This window comes from Rhizobium sp. NLR10b, assembly GCF_019685435.1.
GTDB lineage: Bacteria > Pseudomonadota > Alphaproteobacteria > Rhizobiales > Rhizobiaceae > Rhizobium.
The window spans coordinates 83339-101125 of sequence record NZ_JABDWV010000016.1; the positions used below are offsets into that span (position 1 = coordinate 83339).

The 17787-nt window shown below is 60.9% G+C and carries 15 protein-coding genes; 5 read left to right on the forward strand and 10 right to left on the reverse strand.

Annotated elements, in window-relative coordinates:
- Positions 1–2: 2 nt before the first annotated feature.
- The 3 genes from HJB91_RS24280 to HJB91_RS24290 all read right to left on the reverse strand — a co-directional run bounded on the left by HJB91_RS24280 (position 3) and on the right by HJB91_RS24290 (position 3057).
- Entirely contained in the window at positions 3–839 is an 837-nt protein-coding gene (locus HJB91_RS24280) for a carbohydrate ABC transporter permease (RefSeq protein ID WP_064806618.1), read from the reverse strand.
- Positions 836–1696: a carbohydrate ABC transporter permease gene (locus HJB91_RS24285; RefSeq protein WP_221147532.1), complete on the reverse strand. Its 861-nt coding sequence runs from the start codon at positions 1694–1696 to the stop codon at positions 836–838. Before HJB91_RS24285 ends, HJB91_RS24280 begins: the two co-directional genes overlap by 4 nt.
- A gap of 86 nt (positions 1697–1782) precedes the next feature.
- Positions 1783–3057: an extracellular solute-binding protein gene (locus tag HJB91_RS24290; protein WP_221156011.1), complete on the reverse strand. Its 1275-nt coding sequence runs from the start codon at positions 3055–3057 to the stop codon at positions 1783–1785.
- Positions 3058–3143: 86 nt separating this feature from the next.
- On the opposite strand from HJB91_RS24290, the gene HJB91_RS24295 reads away from it, so the two are divergent.
- Positions 3144–4064 (forward strand): helix-turn-helix domain-containing protein, encoded by a 921-nt coding sequence (locus tag HJB91_RS24295; protein ID WP_210633642.1) that lies wholly within the window; start codon positions 3144–3146, stop codon positions 4062–4064.
- Between the two features lie 68 nt (positions 4065–4132).
- Here HJB91_RS24295 and HJB91_RS24300 read toward each other — a convergent pair whose 3' ends face one another.
- Together HJB91_RS24300 and HJB91_RS24305 are read right to left on the reverse strand one after the other, a co-directional pair.
- A complete protein-coding gene (locus HJB91_RS24300) occupies positions 4133–5227 on the reverse strand; it encodes a Gfo/Idh/MocA family protein (protein WP_210633644.1) in 1095 nt (364 codons plus the stop codon).
- Between the two features lie 10 nt (positions 5228–5237).
- Positions 5238–6248 carry a Gfo/Idh/MocA family protein gene (locus HJB91_RS24305; protein WP_221156012.1) on the reverse strand — a complete coding sequence of 337 codons (1011 nt, stop codon included), beginning with the start codon at positions 6246–6248 and terminating at the stop codon, positions 5238–5240.
- Positions 6249–6614: 366 nt separating this feature from the next.
- On the opposite strand from HJB91_RS24305, the gene HJB91_RS24310 reads away from it, so the two are divergent.
- A complete protein-coding gene (locus tag HJB91_RS24310; protein WP_210633647.1) occupies positions 6615–7775 on the forward strand; it encodes a fumarylacetoacetate hydrolase family protein in 1161 nt (386 codons plus the stop codon).
- A 45-nt stretch (positions 7776–7820) separates the two neighbouring features.
- Here the strand turns inward: HJB91_RS24310 and scpA are convergent, their stop codons facing one another.
- The 5 genes from scpA to HJB91_RS24335 all read right to left on the reverse strand — a co-directional run bounded on the left by scpA (position 7821) and on the right by HJB91_RS24335 (position 14216).
- Complete coding sequence (gene scpA, locus HJB91_RS24315) at positions 7821–9959, reverse strand: methylmalonyl-CoA mutase (RefSeq protein ID WP_221156013.1); 2139 nt, start codon at positions 9957–9959, stop codon at positions 7821–7823.
- Positions 9960–10060: 101 nt separating this feature from the next.
- Positions 10061–10714, reverse strand: coding sequence for a methionine ABC transporter permease (locus HJB91_RS24320; RefSeq protein WP_210633650.1), 654 nt, complete (start codon positions 10712–10714; stop codon positions 10061–10063).
- Positions 10695–11783 carry a methionine ABC transporter ATP-binding protein gene (locus tag HJB91_RS24325; protein WP_221156014.1) on the reverse strand — a complete coding sequence of 363 codons (1089 nt, stop codon included), beginning with the start codon at positions 11781–11783 and terminating at the stop codon, positions 10695–10697. The genes HJB91_RS24320 and HJB91_RS24325 overlap by 20 nt, the downstream gene beginning before the upstream one ends.
- An 89-nt stretch (positions 11784–11872) precedes the next feature.
- Positions 11873–12712 (reverse strand): MetQ/NlpA family lipoprotein, encoded by an 840-nt coding sequence (locus tag HJB91_RS24330; RefSeq protein WP_210633654.1) that lies wholly within the window; start codon positions 12710–12712, stop codon positions 11873–11875.
- A gap of 301 nt (positions 12713–13013) precedes the next feature.
- Positions 13014–14216, reverse strand: a complete 1203-nt coding sequence (locus HJB91_RS24335) for an MFS transporter (protein ID WP_210633656.1) — start codon at positions 14214–14216, stop codon at positions 13014–13016.
- Between the two features lie 343 nt (positions 14217–14559).
- Between HJB91_RS24335 and HJB91_RS24340 the strand changes: the two genes are divergently transcribed.
- The 3 genes from HJB91_RS24340 to repB all read left to right on the forward strand — a co-directional run bounded on the left by HJB91_RS24340 (position 14560) and on the right by repB (position 17714).
- The gene (locus HJB91_RS24340; RefSeq protein ID WP_221147537.1) at positions 14560–15012 is read left to right on the forward strand and encodes a helix-turn-helix domain-containing protein; all 453 of its coding nucleotides are present in this window, start codon (positions 14560–14562) and stop codon (positions 15010–15012) included.
- Positions 15013–15407: 395 nt separating this feature from the next.
- Positions 15408–16622: a plasmid partitioning protein RepA gene (repA, locus tag HJB91_RS24345; protein ID WP_210633659.1), complete on the forward strand. Its 1215-nt coding sequence runs from the start codon at positions 15408–15410 to the stop codon at positions 16620–16622.
- Between the two features lie 42 nt (positions 16623–16664).
- Positions 16665–17714 carry a plasmid partitioning protein RepB gene (gene repB, locus HJB91_RS24350; RefSeq protein WP_210633661.1) on the forward strand — a complete coding sequence of 350 codons (1050 nt, stop codon included), beginning with the start codon at positions 16665–16667 and terminating at the stop codon, positions 17712–17714.
- Positions 17715–17787 lie beyond the last annotated feature (73 nt).

Sequence of the window (17787 nt, forward strand, 5' to 3'; positions counted from 1 at the left end):
GATTACTTGATTGCGCCGGCCGCGATGCCGGCGATGAAATGGCGCTGGAGCGCCACGAAGACGACGAGGATCGGCGCCGTCAGCAGCACCGCGCCGGCCATGATGCCGCCCCAGGACACCTTGGTGAGGCCGATCAGCGTTCCCAATGCCACCGGCGCCGTCATCATCCCCGGTCTGGAATTGATGAGCAGCGGCCAGAGGTAATTGTTCCACGAATGCAGGAAGAGAATGATCGCCAATGCCGCCATGGTCGGACGCGCCAGCGGCAGGGCGATGCGCAGGAAGATCTGCCATTCCTTGACCCCCTCGACGCGGGCCGCGTCGAAGAGCTCGCCCGGCATCATCGAGAAAGACTGCCGCATGAATAAGACGCCGAGGGAATTGAAGAGCGGCGGCACGATCAGTGCCACCCAGGTGTTTGCCAGCTTGAACTCGCGCGCCACCATGATGAATTGCGGGATGACGACCACGGAGAACGGCAGTGTGATCGTACCGAGGATGATGGCGATGACGACGGAGCGGCCGACAAAACGGTAACGTGCCAGTGCCCAGCCGGCCATCGACGTCAGCATCACCGAGAGCACGGTATAGATAAGCGCCACGCCGATGGAGATCACCATTGCGCCAACGAAATCGGTATCGGCCTGCAGATTTTTGAAATTCTCGACGAAGTTGGTCGATGGCCACAGCACGATCTCGGGATTGAAGATGCCGTTGTCGGGCATTGTCGAGAAAACGAACATCATCCACAGCGGAAACAGCCAGATCAGCGCCAGCGGCGCCAGCGCGGCGTGCAGCGCGATCTGACGGATGAGAAGGGATTGCGACTTGGATCTCATTTCGGGTCCCTCCCGATCCAGAGATTGAAAAAGGAGATCACCACGGCGAGAGCGGCCATCGTATAGGCGATCGCCGAGGCATAGCCGAAGTTCAGCGAGGTGAAACCCTGGCGGTAGAGGAAGAGGCCGAGTGTCTCCGTGCCGCCGCCCGGACCACCGCGATTGGTGATGAGGAAGGGTTCGGTAAAGAGCTGCATGGTGCCGATCACCGAGAGCACCACACAGAAGAGGATGATCGGCTTTAAGAGCGGCAGGGTGATGTGGAAGAATTGTTGTGCCTTGTTCACCCGGTCGAGCGTCGCGGCCTCGTAGACATCGTCGGGGATGGCCTGCAGGCCGGCCAGGATGATGATGGCGTTATAGCCGGCCCAGCGCCATGTGACGGCGAGGATGATTACGCCCATTGCGGCATTGGCGTTGTCGAACCAGGAGATCGGGCTGAAGCCGACCGCTGAGATCATCTTGTTGACGATGCCGAAATCGAGGCTGAACATCAGCCGGAACACGGCCGCGTAGGCAACCTCACCGACGACGACGGGGGCAAAGAAGGCGAAACGGAAAAGCGGGCGCGCTTTCAGGAGCGGCGAATTGAGCAGTACGGCCATGACGGTGGCCAGCGCGATCATTACAGGCACCTGGATCACCAGGATGATCAGCGTGTTGTACAGAGCATTATAGAAGGCAGGGTCGTAGAAGAGCCGGCCCCAGTTGGCCTGGAAACTGTATTTCCACGGATTGATGCGCGTGTTCTGAAAGGAAATCAGGAACGAGTCGATGATCGGCCAGACCCAGAAGGTGGCGAAAACAAGCAGATAGGGGGCGAGGAACGCATAGGCGCTCCGGGTTCTGAACGGCATCGAGCCTCCTCCTCACGAACGAATGAATGACCGGGCGGTTGCAAGCCGGGAGAAAGCCGGGCGCGGGAAGCGCCCGGCATCGTCATTCATTGCGCGATCGGAAGTCCGGTTGCGGAAGCGATCTGCTTGGCGGCATCGTCGAGAGCCGCTTTCGCGTCGGGGTAGCCGCCCGCGAAGAATTTCGCCTGCGTTGCCTTGAAGATGCCTTCGGCATCGCTCTGGAAGGCGGTGCCGCGGCTCGGCACGATCTTCGGCAGTGTCGCGAGGATGTCGGCCCAGACTTTCTGGCCGCCCCAATAGGGCTGCGCCTCGTTGACGAAAGAATCCTTTTCGGCAGAAAGCAGCGACGGCACCAGACCGAATTCCTTCAGCATGGTGACCTGACCTTCATTCGTGCCGAGGGCGTAATTGACGAATTTCCAGGCGGCATCCTTGTTTGCGGAAGTCGCCGAAATGGCGAGCGAGGAACCGCCGAGGTTGGCGGCATGCGGACCATCGGCCGTCAGGCTCGGCATTCTGTAAACGCCCCACTTGCCCTTGAGGTCAGGCGAGGTCGAGCGCACGGTGCCTTCATACCAGCCGCCATAGAGCTGGCTTGCGGCCTTGCCGGCGGTATTAGCCTGGATCTTCTCGTCCCAGTTGGCCGCCGTCAGCGTGCCCGCATCCTTCATCTCTTTCACCTTTTGCAGCGCGGCGACGCAGGCCGGCTGATTGATGGTGATGTTCTGGCCGTCGGTCGAGAAATAGCCGCAGCCCTGTTCGTTGGCGATCATGCGGAACCATTCGCTGTCGCCGTTGAAATCCGCCTGCGCCATGACGACGCCGGGATTGGCGGCGGAAATCTTCTTGCCGGCCGCGATGAAATCGTCCCAGGTGCTGATCGTGCTCGGATCGACGCCGGCCTTTTCATACATGTCGCGGCGGTAGAAAACGGCGACGGGGCCGGAATCCCACGGCATGGCATAGGCGACATCGCCGACCTCAAGTTCGGTGCGCTTGAAGTCGGGGAACTTCGCCTGGATATCGGCCGTGTAGCCGAGCTCCTTCAGATTGGCGAAGCAATCGGGGAAACGGCTCCAGAAGATTTCAGCCTCGAAATTCTCGATGCTGACAATGTCGGGCAAGCCGTCGCCGCCGGCAGCGCAGGCCGCGAGCGTCTTGTCGAAAACCTGGCTGTTGCCAAGGTCTTCGACGGTGACCTTGATATCGGGGAATTGTTTGTTGAAACCGGGCAGCGTGGATTTCAACGCCGATGCGGCGACATTCCAGCTCCAGATTGTGAGATTGGCCGACTCAGCGAAGGCGGAGCCGGAAGCAAGCAGTGCGACAGCTGCGGTCGCAGCGAGAAGTTTGAAGCGCATTGAAAATCCTCCCTTTTCAATTGCCGATCTTTCACGAACGCGGTTAGACTATCCGCAAGGGAGCGGCTGTCTCCTAAAAAGGGAATATGGATTTGGCGGAAAGTAAGGTCGGCACGGCTGCAATCTATCAGCCCGGCGCAAGCAGCATCGAGGGTTCGCCGACGGCGCTGCAGATGTTTCATGCCCATCCGCTCGTCATGGCCATGCCGCACTGGCATGCGCAGGTCGAGGTCAATTACGTCATGCGCGGCACTGTTCATTATCGGATGAGCGACCACGAATTCCGGCTGAGCGCCGGTCAAATGTGCCTGTTCTGGGGCGGGCAGCCGCATCAGATGGACGAATCCTCGGATGATTCGCTCTATGCCGGCGCCCATCTGCCGCTCATCTATTTCTTCCGGCTGCGTCTGCCGATCAGCATTTCCAGCCGGCTAATGAAGGGCGAGACGCTGTTGACTTCGGCAACCGATGCCGCCGACAACGAGAACTTCGCCCGCTGGTCTCGCTATTCCAAGTCTGGCGATTCCGCCAAGGCCCAGCACGCAGTCGACGAACTGCTGCTGCGCATCGAGCGCATCGCGCTCGAACCCTATTCGATGACGACATCGAAAACGGCCGTCAGCCTGGAAGGCGATCAGCCGCAACCCAACTCCTCGCGCAGCGTCGCGCGCATGTGTGATTTCATCGCCGCCAATTTTCTGCAGGACATCGATTCGGTCGATATCGCCCGCGCCGCCGATCTGCATCCGAAATATGCGATGAACCTTTTCAAGCGATCGACCGGCATGACGCTCAGCAAATATGTGACGCTGCTCAGGCTGTCGCGCGCCCAGGCGATGCTGATGAGCGAAGGTGCCAACGTTCTGCAGGTGGCGATGGACAGCGGCTTCGGCTCGATCAGCGCCTTCAACAAATCCTTCCGCCACATCGCCGGCATGTCGCCGTCCGATTTCCGCCGCGACATCCGGCTGGTGACGACGATGCCCGCCGGCGCCTTCCGCAATTAACGCACGCTCCGCCTCATCGCCCGTCAGGGAGGATGCCAAGCGCCGCCCGGCATCCTCCGCTTGATCATTCAGCGGCTGCCAGCCGCGCGCTGTTCTTCCGGAAGCCAGGAGCGATAGAGCGGATGATCGGCGGCGATCGGCATCGGCGTCGGCTGGCCGGTGCGCTGGGAGAAATAGGCAGCCGTCACCAGCTCCAGCGAATTGCGGGCATCCTGCAACGTCACCGGCGGTTCCGTGTCCTCGACGATCGCCTTGTGGAAGAGCTCGAACTGGCGGGTATAACCATCTTCGCCCGGCACATAGGCGGCGAGCGCCGCATCGACCCGCGCCTGGTGTTCTTCGGTTCCGGCGGTAAAGACCCAGGGATCGCGGCCCATCGTATAGGGTTCGAGGATGCTTTCGGCGACGAGATCGCTGAAGCAGAAACGCAGCCGCGAGATTTCCTTGCGTGAGCCGAGCGTCATCGACAGCGTCGCCAGCGAACCGTTCTGCATCTTCACCGAAAGAGCGGCCGTATCCTCGACCTCGATCGGATTGACCAGCGTCGCGCCATAGGAAAACACCTCGGCGCAAGGGCCGTGCACGTAGTTCAGCATGTCGTGGGCGTGGATCGCGTGGCCGAGAAGGCCGCCGCCGAGTTCACTCGCCCATTTGCCGCGCCACGGCACGGCATAATAATCCGGACCGCGCCACCAATGGGTCTCGATCGTCGTCAGGAACGGCTTGCCGGCGAGGCCCTTCTCGATCAACAGTTTCAACTTCTGCAGGCCGGAGCCGTAGCGATACTGAAAGATCGGCATCAGCTTCCGGCCGGGGAAGCTGGTGAGGATGCGGCCCATCTCGTCGACCTCGGCAATCGAGCCGAAGAGCGGCTTTTCGCAGATCACATGCTTGCCTGACACAATGCCTTTGCGGCAGAGCTCGAAATGCGAACTCGGCGGCGTCGAAATGTCGATGATGTCGAGATCGTCCCGGGCAAACAGCGAATCCGCATCCTGCGTATATTCCCGAATGCCGAATTCGTCGCACAGCGCCCGGCCGCGATCCTCGTCCAGCGAGCAAAGGACGGGAACCTCGAAGAGATCCTTGTTCCAGCCGAAGCCGGTCAGGTGCCGCGCGGCGATGCCTGCGCCGATGACGCCGACGCGTAATTTTCTGGCCATGATATCCTCCTCAGCGGGCGCCGATGCGCGCGGCCTTCGTCTGGGCTTCGAGCGAAAGGCGGCAGACTTCGAAAACGTGATCCTGCGTCATCGCCGTCTGCGTGCGGTTCGCGACATCGGCAGTGAACGCGTCGAAATAGTCGAGCTTCTCACCGCTGCAATCGATATGGGTCATTTCCTTGCCATTGACGAGGAAGAGGTGATCCTTGCCCGGCCGGCCGGCAATATCGATATATTTGCGAAGCTCGATATAACCCTCTGTGCCCAGGATGGTAAGACGGCCGTCGCCCCAGGTCGGCAGCGCCTCCGGCGTGAACCAATCGACGCGAACGTAGCCCGCCGCCCTGTCGGAGCGCAGCAGCACCTCGCCGAAATCCTGGAAGGCGGGTTTATCGGGCATGCCGAAGTTGCCGATCGAGCTGGCGATGACTTCGCCCGAGGTCGAGCCGGTATAGAACAGGAATTGATCGACTTGGTGCGAGGCGATGTCGACGATAATGCCACCGAAGGCTTCGGGCTCGAAGAACCAGTCGGGACGTGTCGGCAGCTGCAGCCGGTGCGGACCGACGCCAAGCGTCTGAATGACCTTGCCGATCGCGCCTTCCTTTACCAGCTTGCCGGCCTTGACGGCGGAGCGCACGCAATGGCGCTCGGAAAAGCAGATGGAGAAGATTTTGCCGGTCTCGGCAACGGTGCGCTTGACCTCTTCGAGCTGGGCAAAGGTCGTCACACCAGGCTTGTCGGTCATCAGATCCTTGCCCGCTTTCATCGCGCGGATGGCAAGCCCGGCCCGGTCGCGCGGAATGGCGGAAATGCAGATGACGTCGATCGACGGATCGTCGAACAGTTTCTCTCGGTCGATCTGCGGTGCATCGGGATAGGTCTTCTCAAAGGCTTCCCGCAACGCCGGCACGGAGGTCTGCGGGCAATAGCCGACGAACTCGCCGCCTGCGGCGAGCAGTCCCTTCACGTGATCGAACGTATGCCCATGGTCGATTCCGACGACGGCAAATCTCAACATCGCTGCAATATCCTCCCGGGATTTTCGTGCGGCCGGCTGATGCCGGCGTCCTCCATCTCGGCCAAAACAGATAACGAAAGCGGGCTGCTGTCAAGGCGAGTTGCGGGATGAAATCGTTGGTGCTCATATCTAAATGTTTGTAAAATAACGACTATTATGTATCTAAATAGTTATTTGTGGCCTTCGTTCGAATGGATGCAGGCAGTTCCTCTTTTCGATCCAATCCGGCAAAAGTCTTTTTCCCCCGCCTATCTTGCTCCATTCGGCCGAATGTGATCGATTTCGGCCGCCGCCGGGATGGAGGGCGGCAATGATCTCGGAATTCTTTCAAGAGCGCTCGCCGCTTGCCTGTGACGGAGGATCACCATGACTCATCCCCTTCTCGATGCTGCCGTTTCCGGCGGAATTTTTGTTGGCCGCGTCTGGAATCCCGAAGTTGCCGGCCCGAGCATCGTGACCCTTCGCGACGGGATGCTCGTCGACATCACCTCGCACGAGGCGCCGACACTGAGCGCCCTCTTCGAGACGCAGGATGCTGCGGGCTTCGTCCGAGCCGCAAATGGCAAGGCGATCGGTTCGCTGGAGGAGATTGCCGCCAACAGCACCGGAAAACCGGATGCTGGACGGCCCTGCCTGCTTGCGCCCGCCGACCTGCAGGCGGTCAAGGCCTGCGGCGTCACCTTTGCCCAGTCGATGATCGAGCGCGTCATTGAGGAGAAGGCGGCCGGCAATCCCGATCGCGCCGCTTCGATCCGCGAGCGCGTCAGCGCGCTGATCGGCGGCAGTCTCACCAATCTCAAGGCCGGTTCGCCCGAGGCCGCCAAGGTCAAGCAGGCGCTGATCGACGAAGGCATGTGGTCGCAATATCTCGAAGTCGGCATCGGTCCCGATGCCGAGGTCTTCACCAAGGCACCGGTGCTCTCTTCCGTCGGTTGGGGTGCCGATGTCGGCCTGCATCCGATCTCGACCTGGAACAATCCGGAGCCGGAAATCGTGCTCGCGGTCAACAGCCGCGGCGAGATCAAGGGTGCGACGCTCGGCAATGACGTCAATCTTCGCGATGTCGAAGGCCGCTCGGCCCTCTTGCTCGGCAAGGCCAAGGACAACAATGCCTCCTGCTCGATCGGTCCGTTCGTCCGGCTGTTCGATGCCGGTTACGGGCTCGACGAGGTACGCAAGGCCGAACTCGATCTAAAGGTAACCGGGCAGGATGGCTTCGTGCTGCATGGCAAGAGTTCGATGTCGCAGATCAGCCGCGACCCGACCGATCTCGTCAAACAGACGCTTGGCCCTCATCATCAATACCCCGATGGTTTCATGCTCTTCCTCGGCACGTTGTTTGCGCCGACGCAGGACCGTGACGCGCCGAAGCAAGGCTTCACGCACAAGATCGGCGATGTCGTCGAGATTTCGTCGGCCGGGCTCGGCGCGCTCGTCAATACCGTGCGCCTCTCCACCGAATGCCCGCCCTGGACGTTCGGCATATCGGCGCTGATGCGCAACCTTGCGACGCGCGGGTTACTCTAAGCAAAGTGCGCAGCGGTTTGCCTCCGGCTGCGCAGATTTTATGAATTACTGGTTTCGCCGTTTGCCCTCGAGCAGGTCGAGAACGGAGTTCGCCGCTTCCAGAACGTTCGTGCCTGGGCCGAACACGGCCGCAACGCCGTGTTCGTGGAGGAATTCATAGTCCTGCCGCGGAATGACGCCGCCGCAGACGACGATGATATCGTCACCACCCTTTTCCCTGAGCCTGTCGACCAACTGCGGCAGCAGCGTCCTGTGGCCTGCGGCGAGCGACGAGACACCGACGACATTGACCTTGCGATCAAGCGCCAACTCGACAGCCTCGTCAGGCGTCTGAAACAGTGGACCGGCGAGCACGTCGAAGCCGATATCGCCGAAGGCCGAGGCGATTACCTTGGCGCCCCGGTCGTGCCCGTCCTGACCGAGCTTGGCGACCATGATTTTCGGCCGGTATCCCATCGCTTCCGTCACCTCTGCCATACGCTCCCTCAGGACGGCAAGTTCCGGCTCGTTGTCATAGGCCTCGCCATAGACGCCCTTGATGACATCAGGTGTCGCGGCGTGATCGCCAAAGGCGGCGCGCATCGCATCCGATATCTCGCCGACAGTGGCGCGGGCCCGTGCCGCCTCGATGGCGGCGGCCAGCAAATTGTCTTTGCCGCTGCGTGCGGTTTCTGCCAGGGCGGCCAGCGTTTCGCGCACGGCGCTGCTGTCACGCCGCCGCTTCGTCTCCTCGATGCGGCGGATCTGCGCGGTGCGCACCGCGCTGTTGTCGATTTCCAAAATGTCGATCGGCTGTTCGTTGTCGAGCCTGTAGCGATTGACGCCGACGATGACCTCCTCGCCCTTGTCGACGGCCGCCTGGCGGCGCGCCGCTGCTTCCTCGATTAGCCGCTTTGGCAGACCTTCGTTGACAGCCTTCGTCATGCCGCCGATCGCTTCCACCTCCTCGATCAGCGCCCAGGCCTTGTCGGCAAGTTCCTTCGTCAGGCTCTCGACATAATATGAGCCGGCCAGCGGATCGACCACCTTGGTCACGCCGGTTTCATGCTGGAGGATCAGCTGGGTGTTGCGGGCGATGCGGGCGGAGAATTCCGTCGGCAGCGCGATCGCCTCGTCGAAGGAATTGGTGTGCAGCGACTGCGTGCCGCCAAGCACGGCCGACATCGCCTCGAAAGCGGTGCGAATGATGTTGTTGTAGGGATCCTGCTCCTGCAATGAGACGCCGGAGGTCTGACAATGGGTGCGAAGCATCAGCGAGGATGCCTTCTTCGGCTGGAACTCCTCCATGATACGGGTCCAGAGCAGCCGGGCGGCGCGCAGCTTTGCCGCCTCCATGAAAAAATTCATGCCGACCGCAAAGAAGAAGGAGAGTCTTCCGGCAAAATCATCGACGTTGAGACCCTTGGCGATCGCCGCCCTGACATATTCGCGGCCGTCGGCCAGCGTGAAGGCAAGCTCCTGGACCAGTGTCGCGCCGGCCTCCTGCATGTGATAGCCGGAGATCGAGATCGAATTGAATTTCGGCATCTCCCTTGCCGTATAGTCGATGATGTCGGCAACGATCCGCATCGAAGGTTCGGGCGGATAGATATAGGTGTTGCGGACCATGAACTCCTTGAGGATGTCGTTCTGGATGGTCCCCGACAGCTCGGCCCTCGGCACGCCCTGCTCTTCGCCGGCGACGATGAAGGAAGCGAGGATCGGAATGACGGCGCCGTTCATGGTCATTGAAACCGACATGTCGCCAAGCGGAATACCGTCGAACAGGATTTTCATATCCTCGACGCTGTCGATCGCGACGCCCGCCTTGCCGACATCGCCCTCGACGCGAGGATGGTCGCTGTCATAACCGCGATGGGTGGCAAGATCGAAGGCGACCGACAGGCCCTTCTGGCCGGCTGCGAGATTGCGGCGATAAAAGGCGTTCGATTCCTCGGCTGTGGAGAAGCCGGCATATTGGCGGATCGTCCATGGCCGGCCGGCATACATCGTCGCGCGCGGTCCGCGGGTAAAGGGTGCAAAACCGGGCAGCGAGCCGAGATGCGCGGCGCCCTCGAGATCCTCGGCGGTATAAAGCGGCTTGACAGCGATGCCTTCCGGCGTCTGCCAGGTCAGTGTCTCGGGTGAGGCGCGCAGTTCCTTCTGCGCAAGCTCCGCCCAATCCGACAGCGTCTTCTTCGTCATGCGTTCCTCCGGCTGCTTCATCGCCACCTTATCACTTCACAGGTGGCTGATGCGATACGGCCTTAGGACAATTAAAGCAGCCGCACGCCTGCGGTTTTGACCTATCTGTGGTCGAGCTTGGCGACCAGTCGGTCGCCGAGCCACTGGATGCCGCAGACGAGGATGACGAGGACGGCGACCACTGCGATCATGACATTGGTTTCGAAGCGCTGATAGCCATAGCGAATGGCAAGGTCGCCGAGGCCGCCGGCGCCGATCGCGCCTGCCATGGCCGAGGCGCCGATCAGCGTCACCAGCGTGACGGTGAAACCGGCGACGATGCCAGGCAGCGCTTCAGGCACCAGCACCTCGCGGATGATGGTCCAGCGATTGCCGCCCATGGCGCGGACGGCATCGATCAGCCCGCGGTCGACCTCCCGCAACGATACTTCGGCGATGCGCGCGTAATAAGGTGTCGCGGCGATGGCGAGCGGCACGATGGCCGCTCCGGTGCCGAGCGCGGTGCCGACGATCAGCCGCGTCAGCGGGATCAGCGCCACCAGCAGGATGATGAATGGCACCGAGCGGAAGCCGTTGATGACGGCGCCGAGCATGCGATTGATCCAGAGATTTTCGGCGATGCCGCCGCGCGCCGTGACGACGAGGGCAAGGCCGAGCGGCAGCCCGGCGAAGAGCGAAATCACCCCCGAGGCGACAGTCATCAGGACCGTCTCCCAAAGCGAGCGAAGAAGCAGTTCAAGCATGATCGGTGTCATAACCAAGCACCTCCACCCGGGCAGACCGGGCTGTCAGGAATTGTTCGACCTTTCCGGCGAGCGCGGGGTCGCGCGCGGGGACGGCGATGAAGAACCGCGCCACCGGCTGGTTCTGGATATGGTCGATGCCGCCATGGACGAGGCGGAAGGAATGCGGCAGCATCGCCGAGAGTTCCGCAAACAGCGCCCCTTGCGCTTGCGGCCCGGCGAGATCAACACTGAGGATCACTTCGCTGCCTGTCTTCGCCGACAGCCGGCCGAGAATGTGATCGGGAAGTTGCGGGCGGATGCCGCCCAGCAAGCTCCTGGTGATGTCGGTCTGCGGATTGGCGAAAACCGACCAGACCTGGCCCTCCTCGACGATCCGCCCGGCATCGATGACCGCGACCCGATCGGCAATGCCGCGCACCACTTCCATCTCATGGGTGATCAGCAGAATGGTCAGTCCGAGCTTACGGTTGATATCCCTGAGCAGCGCCAGAATCGATCGTGTTGTCTCCGGGTCGAGGGCCGATGTCGCCTCGTCCGACAGCAGCAGTGCCGGGCGTGCTGCCAGGGCCCGAGCGATGCCGACGCGTTGTTTCTGGCCGCCGGAGAGTGATGCGGGATAGGCTTGCGCCTTGTCGGCAAGCCCGACGAGCTCGAGCAGTTCGTGGGCCCGCTTCACGCGTTCGGCCTTGGCAACACCCTCGATCTTCAGCGGCAGCGCGACATTGTCCTCGACCGTTTTGGCGGACAGCAGGTTAAAGTGCTGAAAGATCATGCCGATGCGGCGGCGCAGCGACTGCAGCTCCTGCTCCTGAAGTCGGGTGATATCGCGGCCCTCGATGCGGATCTCGCCGCTGTCGGCGCGCTCCAACCCGTTCAGGCAGCGGATCAGCGTCGACTTGCCGGCGCCGCTGCGGCCGATGATGCCGAGGATCTCGCCCCTCTTTACGCTCAGCGAAATACCGTCGAGCGCCGGCGTGGTGCCGAACCGCCGCTTCACATCGATCAGCCTCACCACCTCTTCGGTCACCGTCGTCTGCGGCTGCGCCGCGACCGCAGTGGTGGAAACAAACGAATTCATGTGCTTTTCCTTGCAAACGCCGAAGGCGGTCCGAGCGGGGAATGCCCGAACCGCCTTTAGGCAGGCCTTAACCCCGGCCTTCTCTCGGATCAATAGGCGCTGAGACCGGTCCCTTTGTAGACCTTGTCGAACTCGGCCTTGACGGTGTCGTTCTGGTAGGACGACACCAGCGTCTTGACCCAGTCCGCATTCTTGTTCTCTTCCTTGACGGCGATGAAGTTGCGGTACGGGTTATCGGCGGTCGGCTCCTGCGCGATGCGCTCGGCCGGAGAAAGACCGCTTTTCAGCGCCCAGTCGGTATTGACGACGCCGGCATCGAGATCGTCGATCGAACGGCCGACGATGCCGGCATCGAGCTCCTTGATCTCGATCTTCTTCGGATTGTCGCTGACGTCAGCAACTGTCGCAAGAATGCCGGTGCCGTCCTTCAGCTTGATCAGGCCTTCATTCTGAAGAACTCGCAGCGCCCGACCTTCGTTCGAGGGATCGTTCGGCACGCCGATGACGGCGCCTTCGGGGATCTCAGCGACGGCCTTGTGCTTCTTGCTATAGAGACCGATCGGCCAGACGCCGGTATAGCCGACGGGGACGATGTGATAGCCGTGCTGCTGGATCTGGTTGTCGAGATAGGGTCGGTGCTGGAAGGCATTGGCGTCGATTTCGCCGCGCTCCAGCGCTTCGTTCGGCTGAGTATAGTCGTTGAAGGTGATGGTCTCGATCGTCAGGCCCTTCTTGGCCGCCTCGCTGGTCACCACGCGCCATACATCCTCATCCTCGCCGGCCATGATGCCGACCTTGATCGACTTGTCCTCGGCAAAGGAAAGTGCGGGTGCCGCAAGGGTAAAAAGTGCAGCCGCGGAAACAGCGACGGCCGCAAGAGCCGCGCGGCGCGAAAGGTGGAAGCCGTGAAGATTTTTGTTCTTGGTCATTTTATATCCCGTCTGACTGAATGAGGCCGAACGCCCCGAGCTGGTCGATCATGGCAAATGGCTGGGTCGCGGGCGAAGCAAGAAAGTCTGATGTGGAGGAAAGGTCGGAAAAACTCTTGCCCCGTCATCAATACCGGCAGGATAAATTTTCCATCAAATTTATGGATTAATTGCGGCTTGTGAGCATCCCCTAAAAAAGGAAAACGTCGCCTGTGGCCGCCGTTTGCAACCACGGCGGCCAAAGGGACGACGGACTTCTCAGACCCGCTCCGATACGGCAATCGTGACGTCCCGGATGGCCTCAGGCCGGCTTCTGCTTCGGAATGCGCGGCAGGAAGATCGTCAGCAGGCCGAGCAGCGGCAGGTAGGAGCAGATGCGGTAGACGAAGGCGATGCCGTGAGTGTCAGCAAAATCGCCGAGCAGCGCAGCCCCTAACCCCCCTGCCCCGAATGCAAAGCCAAAGAAAACGCCGGCAATCAGCCCGACGCGGCCGGGCACCAGTTCCTGCGCGAAGACGACGATCGCTGAAAAGGCCGACGCGAAGACCAGGCCAATGACGATGCTGAGCACGCCTGTCCAGAAAAGATCGGCATAGGGCAGCAGCAATGCGAAAGGAATGACGCCGAGGATCGAAAACCAGATGACGAAACGGGCACCGAAGCGATCGCCGATCGGCCCGCCGAGGAAAGTGCCGACGGCGACCGAACCGAGGAACAGGAACAGCATCAGCTGCGCCTGCTGCACGCTGAGTTCGAACCTGTCGATGACATAGAAGGTGAAGTAGCTCGACACGCTCGCCATGTAGACATTCTTCGTCGCCGTCAGCAACACGAGGATCAGCAGCGCCCGGACGACCCGGCTCTGCGATAACGGCAGAGTTCGACTCGCGGCCGGTTTGCTGGCGTTTTGTCGCCTGTGGCTCATATACCAGCTGCCTACCCAACTCAGCACGATCATGCCGATCATCGCGATGGCGGCAAACCAGGAGACGCTGTGCTGCCCGAGCGGCAGCACGATGAAGGCGGCGAGCAGCGGACCGATCGCCTGGCCGGCATTGCCACCGACCTGGAAAAAGGACTGCGCGAAACCGTGGCGGCCGCCGGAGGCAAGACGGGCAACACGCGAGGATTCCGGATGGAAGACGGCCGAGCCAAACCCGATCAGGCTTGCCGCGACCAGCAGCAGCGCGAAATTGCCGGCATTGCCGAGCAGAATGAGTCCGCAAAAAGTGCTCGCCATGCCGACCGGCAGCGAATAGGGCATCGGCCAGCGATCGGTGACGATGCCGACCGCCGGCTGCAGCAGAGACGCCGTGACCTGGAACGTCATGGTCAGCAGGCCGATCTGGACAAAATCGAGATCGTAATTTGCCTTGAACAGTGGATAGAGCGAGGCGAGCAGCGACTGCATGATGTCGTTCAGCATATGGCAGAAGCTGACAGCCATCAGAATGGACATCGTTGTCTTTTCGAAACGGGGTGCGCGCTCGGCAACGCTTGCCATCAACATCCTCCTGCACAGGCACGATCAGTGCCGTCGTTTTCGATGGATTTTGGGCGATCGGGGCTGGCAAGACTATCAAGCGACGGTCGCTGAAAGATACTTAACGCAGGTCGGCCAACGATCACCAGCCCGGTTTGGCCAGGATCGGTACGGCTTTTGTCTGATTTTCCCCACCGCCGATCGGTTCCTGCGTCGCTGGCGTTTGCCGGATGGGGGTTTTCATATCACAGTCAGCCGTGATCATCGCAGATATGCTATGCTACATGGAAACAACCGTGGAAAACTGCTGGCAGGGGTACTACAGCTGCGCCGATTGAAATCCGATCGAGGCTGAAAACACGCGATGAATGTCAAGACACCGAATGCCATAGACAGCTACGTCGGAGCGCGCATCAGAACACGCCGGCAGCTGCTTGGAATGAGCCAGGAGCGGCTTGCCGAGCAGATCGGCGTGACTTTTCAGCAGGTTCAGAAATACGAGAAGGGCATCAACCGCATTGGTGCGAGCCGCTTGCAGCGAATCGCCGAAGTGCTTCACACCTCACCGAGCTTCTTCTTCCAGCAGAACGAGTCACAGCCATTGAGCCTGCAAGGGCTGGATCTGCCGGACCGCGCCGACCCCGTCGCTGAATTCCTGCGGACGAAGGAAGGGTTGGTGCTTAATCGGGCCTTTCTGAAGATTGCCGATCCCGATATCCGTGAAACGATCATCGCATTGGTGAAAGCGATGGCGCAGGCGGAAAGCGGCCCGGCTTTGCCTTCGATAGCGAATATCACACGTCCGCCTCTCGAGTAACGGGCCGGCGGGCAATTCTCCTGCGAGCTCAGCCTCGCGTGATCTGGCAAGTTGCGGCTGATCGGCCAGAGCCCGGCACCTTACCGCCGCGCCGTGCTCTATGCCGACGAACCGGTGGCTTGCCGCTGCGGACATGCCGCAAAGCGCTTTGCCCACCCGACATTGCGATTTGGATTATCATGCCGGTGTTTCCAGCCGACCTCGTCCGATTCGGCCCGTGAACGTGCGATTGCACCGGCCAGCGACAGGCGCGGCCTGCGCAACCGCTTGAAAAAGATTGGACAACCTTTTGATAGGGTCTTGTTAACCCTATTTGCCTTGCCACTCCTCCAGAATCGGCGCTAAATGCGGTTTCTCAGCGCGTAGAGCTTTTAAATCGCATTTTCGAGATTTCCATGAATATGGCACCGCAAATAGACAAAGCAATTTCCGATGTCGATCAGCTGATCATCGGTCAGGCGCAGGAACTCTCCGACAAGCTGAAGCAGCATCGGCTCGAAATGTTTCCTCCGCGCGCGCTGAAGGGTCTGCGGGAATTTCAGCTCGCCGAGGTGGCGCGGTTTCTCGGCGTGACCAGCGGCTATCTTCGAAATCTCTCGCTCGAGGGCAAGGGTGCCCTCCCCCAGGTCACGCCGTCCGGCCGCCGATCCTATACGGCGGAGCAGATGGAAGAGATGCGCGGCTTTCTCGAGCACAATGCGCGGGCCGGAACGCATTATATACGTCATCGCCGCGGCCACGAACATCTGCAGGTCGTCGCCGTCGTCAACTTCAAGGGCGGCAGCGGCAAGACGACGAGTGCCGCGCATCTTGCCCAGCATCTTGCCCTGACCGGTCACCGCGTCCTTGCCGTCGATCTCGATCCGCAGGCGTCTCTTTCCGCCATACACGGCTTTCAGCCGGAGTTCGACGTCAACGAAAACGAGACGCTCTACGCCGCCATTCGCTACGACGATCAGCGGCGTCCGCTGCGGGACATTATCCGGCCAACCAACTTCCCGAACCTTCACCTTGTGCCGGGCAATCTTGAACTGATGGAATTCGAGCACGATACGCCGCGGGTCCTCGCTCAGGGTAAAGCGAGTGATTACGGGCGCGTTTTCTTCGCACGGCTGGATGAGGCACTCGCTTCGGTCGCGGACGATTACGACGTCGTCATCATCGACTGCCCTCCGCAGCTCGGCTTTTTGACCATGAGCGCCATTTGCGGTGCGACGGCGGTGCTGATCACCGTTCATCCGCAGATGCTCGATGTCATGTCGATGTGCCAGTTCCTGCAAATGCTTGGCGAAGTGCTGAACACCCTGAAGGGAGCCGGCGGCAACATGAACCTCGACTGGTTGCGTTATCTCGTGACCCGCTACGACCCGCAGGACGGGCCGCAGACGCAGATGGTCGCCTTCATGCGCTCGATGTTCAAGAGCCATGTGCTCACCAACCCGATGCTGCGCAGCGTCGCGATCTCCGATGCGGCGATGACAAACCAGACACTGTATGAGGTCGAGCGAAGTCAGTTTACCCGCGCGACCTATGACCGCGCCATGGAGGCGATGGAGGCGGTCAACACGGAAATCGTCGATCTCATTCACAAGGCATGGGGCCGGAAATGAGCGGGAAGTTTACTGCGGTAAACCCGGGCAAGGAGCTGGCTGATGGCGCGTAAAAATCTTCTGTCGGGCCTGATGGATGATTCCAAGAAGTTTACCGCGGTAAACAATGAGGATGAGCCGGCCCATCGCGACGAGAGGCAGCATATCACCTATAAAGGGATTGGCGCACTCGGGGCGGTCACCCGCAGCATCGATGCCTTGGCCGCCAAGGCCGATGCCGCCAAGGCGATCGAAGAGCAGCTGGCGAGCGGCGAGACGGTGATTGATCTCGACCCGGCGCTGATCGAAGATTCCTTCGTGAGCGACCGGCTCGCGCATACCGACGAACAGTTCCGGGAACTGGTCGAGGCGATCCGCCTGCGCGGCCAGGATTCACCGATCCTCGTGCGCCCGCATCCCGAGAGGGAGGGGCGATACCAGATCGCTTTTGGCCATCGTCGCGCACGGGCGGCAAAGGAGCTCGGCCGACCTGTTCGGGCGGTGGTCAAGAAACTCGACGACCGCGACCATGTTATTGCGCAGGGCCAGGAGAATTCGGCGCGCGCCGATCTCTCCTTCATCGAGAGGACGATGTTTGCCGACAAGCTCGATACATTGGGTTTCGATCGGGAAACGATCATGTCGGCACTCAGCGCCGACAAGACGACGGTGTCCAAGATGCTGTCGGTCACGAAGCGGATTCCGGCCGAAGTCCTGACCGCGATCGGCGCAGCCAAGACGACCGGTCGCGATCGCTGGCATGATCTTTCGGTAAAATTCGAGACGGAAAACATTGCCGCCCGGGCGATTGCGTTCACCAGATCGGCGGAGTTCGAGACGGCGGAGCCGGACGCCCGCTTCGACATGCTCGTCGCCTTCATCAGCAGGAAGCAACAGGCTTCGTCCGCCGCCGCAATTCAGCCCGTGGCTCACGCCTGGCAGCGCCAGGACGGAGCCGTCAAAGCGAAGATCAAGGATGATGGAAAACAGTTCACCATCGCGCTGAAGGCGGAGAAGGCATCTGCCTTTGGCGCCTACATCGCCAGCAATCTGGATCGTCTCTACGAGGCGTTCGAGAAGACACAGGATTTGACGAAGAACGGAGATCAATAAGCAAAAGAAAAGGCCCCCGAACGTTGCCGCCGCGGAAGCCCTCTCTGATCTAGACACCCAGAGAATCACATTT

Excerpts from the sequence above, each read along its gene's own strand:
- HJB91_RS24280 (WP_064806618.1), bottom strand. The coding sequence starts at position 839 with ATGAGATCCAAGTCGCAATCCCTTCTCATCCGTCAGATCGCGCTGCAC.
- HJB91_RS24285 (WP_221147532.1), bottom strand. The coding sequence starts at position 1,696 with ATGCCGTTCAGAACCCGGAGCGCCTATGCGTTCCTCGCCCCCTATCTG.
- HJB91_RS24290 (WP_221156011.1), bottom strand. The coding sequence starts at position 3,057 with ATGCGCTTCAAACTTCTCGCTGCGACCGCAGCTGTCGCACTGCTTGCT.
- HJB91_RS24295 (WP_210633642.1), top strand. The coding sequence starts at position 3,144 with ATGGATTTGGCGGAAAGTAAGGTCGGCACGGCTGCAATCTATCAGCCC.
- HJB91_RS24300 (WP_210633644.1), bottom strand. The coding sequence starts at position 5,227 with ATGGCCAGAAAATTACGCGTCGGCGTCATCGGCGCAGGCATCGCCGCG.
- HJB91_RS24305 (WP_221156012.1), bottom strand. The coding sequence starts at position 6,248 with ATGTTGAGATTTGCCGTCGTCGGAATCGACCATGGGCATACGTTCGAT.
- HJB91_RS24310 (WP_210633647.1), top strand. The coding sequence starts at position 6,615 with ATGACTCATCCCCTTCTCGATGCTGCCGTTTCCGGCGGAATTTTTGTT.
- scpA (WP_221156013.1), bottom strand. The coding sequence starts at position 9,959 with ATGACGAAGAAGACGCTGTCGGATTGGGCGGAGCTTGCGCAGAAGGAA.
- HJB91_RS24320 (WP_210633650.1), bottom strand. The coding sequence starts at position 10,714 with ATGACACCGATCATGCTTGAACTGCTTCTTCGCTCGCTTTGGGAGACG.
- HJB91_RS24325 (WP_221156014.1), bottom strand. The coding sequence starts at position 11,783 with ATGAATTCGTTTGTTTCCACCACTGCGGTCGCGGCGCAGCCGCAGACG.
- HJB91_RS24330 (WP_210633654.1), bottom strand. The coding sequence starts at position 12,712 with ATGACCAAGAACAAAAATCTTCACGGCTTCCACCTTTCGCGCCGCGCG.
- HJB91_RS24335 (WP_210633656.1), bottom strand. The coding sequence starts at position 14,216 with ATGGCAAGCGTTGCCGAGCGCGCACCCCGTTTCGAAAAGACAACGATG.
- HJB91_RS24340 (WP_221147537.1), top strand. The coding sequence starts at position 14,560 with ATGAATGTCAAGACACCGAATGCCATAGACAGCTACGTCGGAGCGCGC.
- repA (WP_210633659.1), top strand. The coding sequence starts at position 15,408 with ATGAATATGGCACCGCAAATAGACAAAGCAATTTCCGATGTCGATCAG.
- repB (WP_210633661.1), top strand. The coding sequence starts at position 16,665 with ATGGCGCGTAAAAATCTTCTGTCGGGCCTGATGGATGATTCCAAGAAG.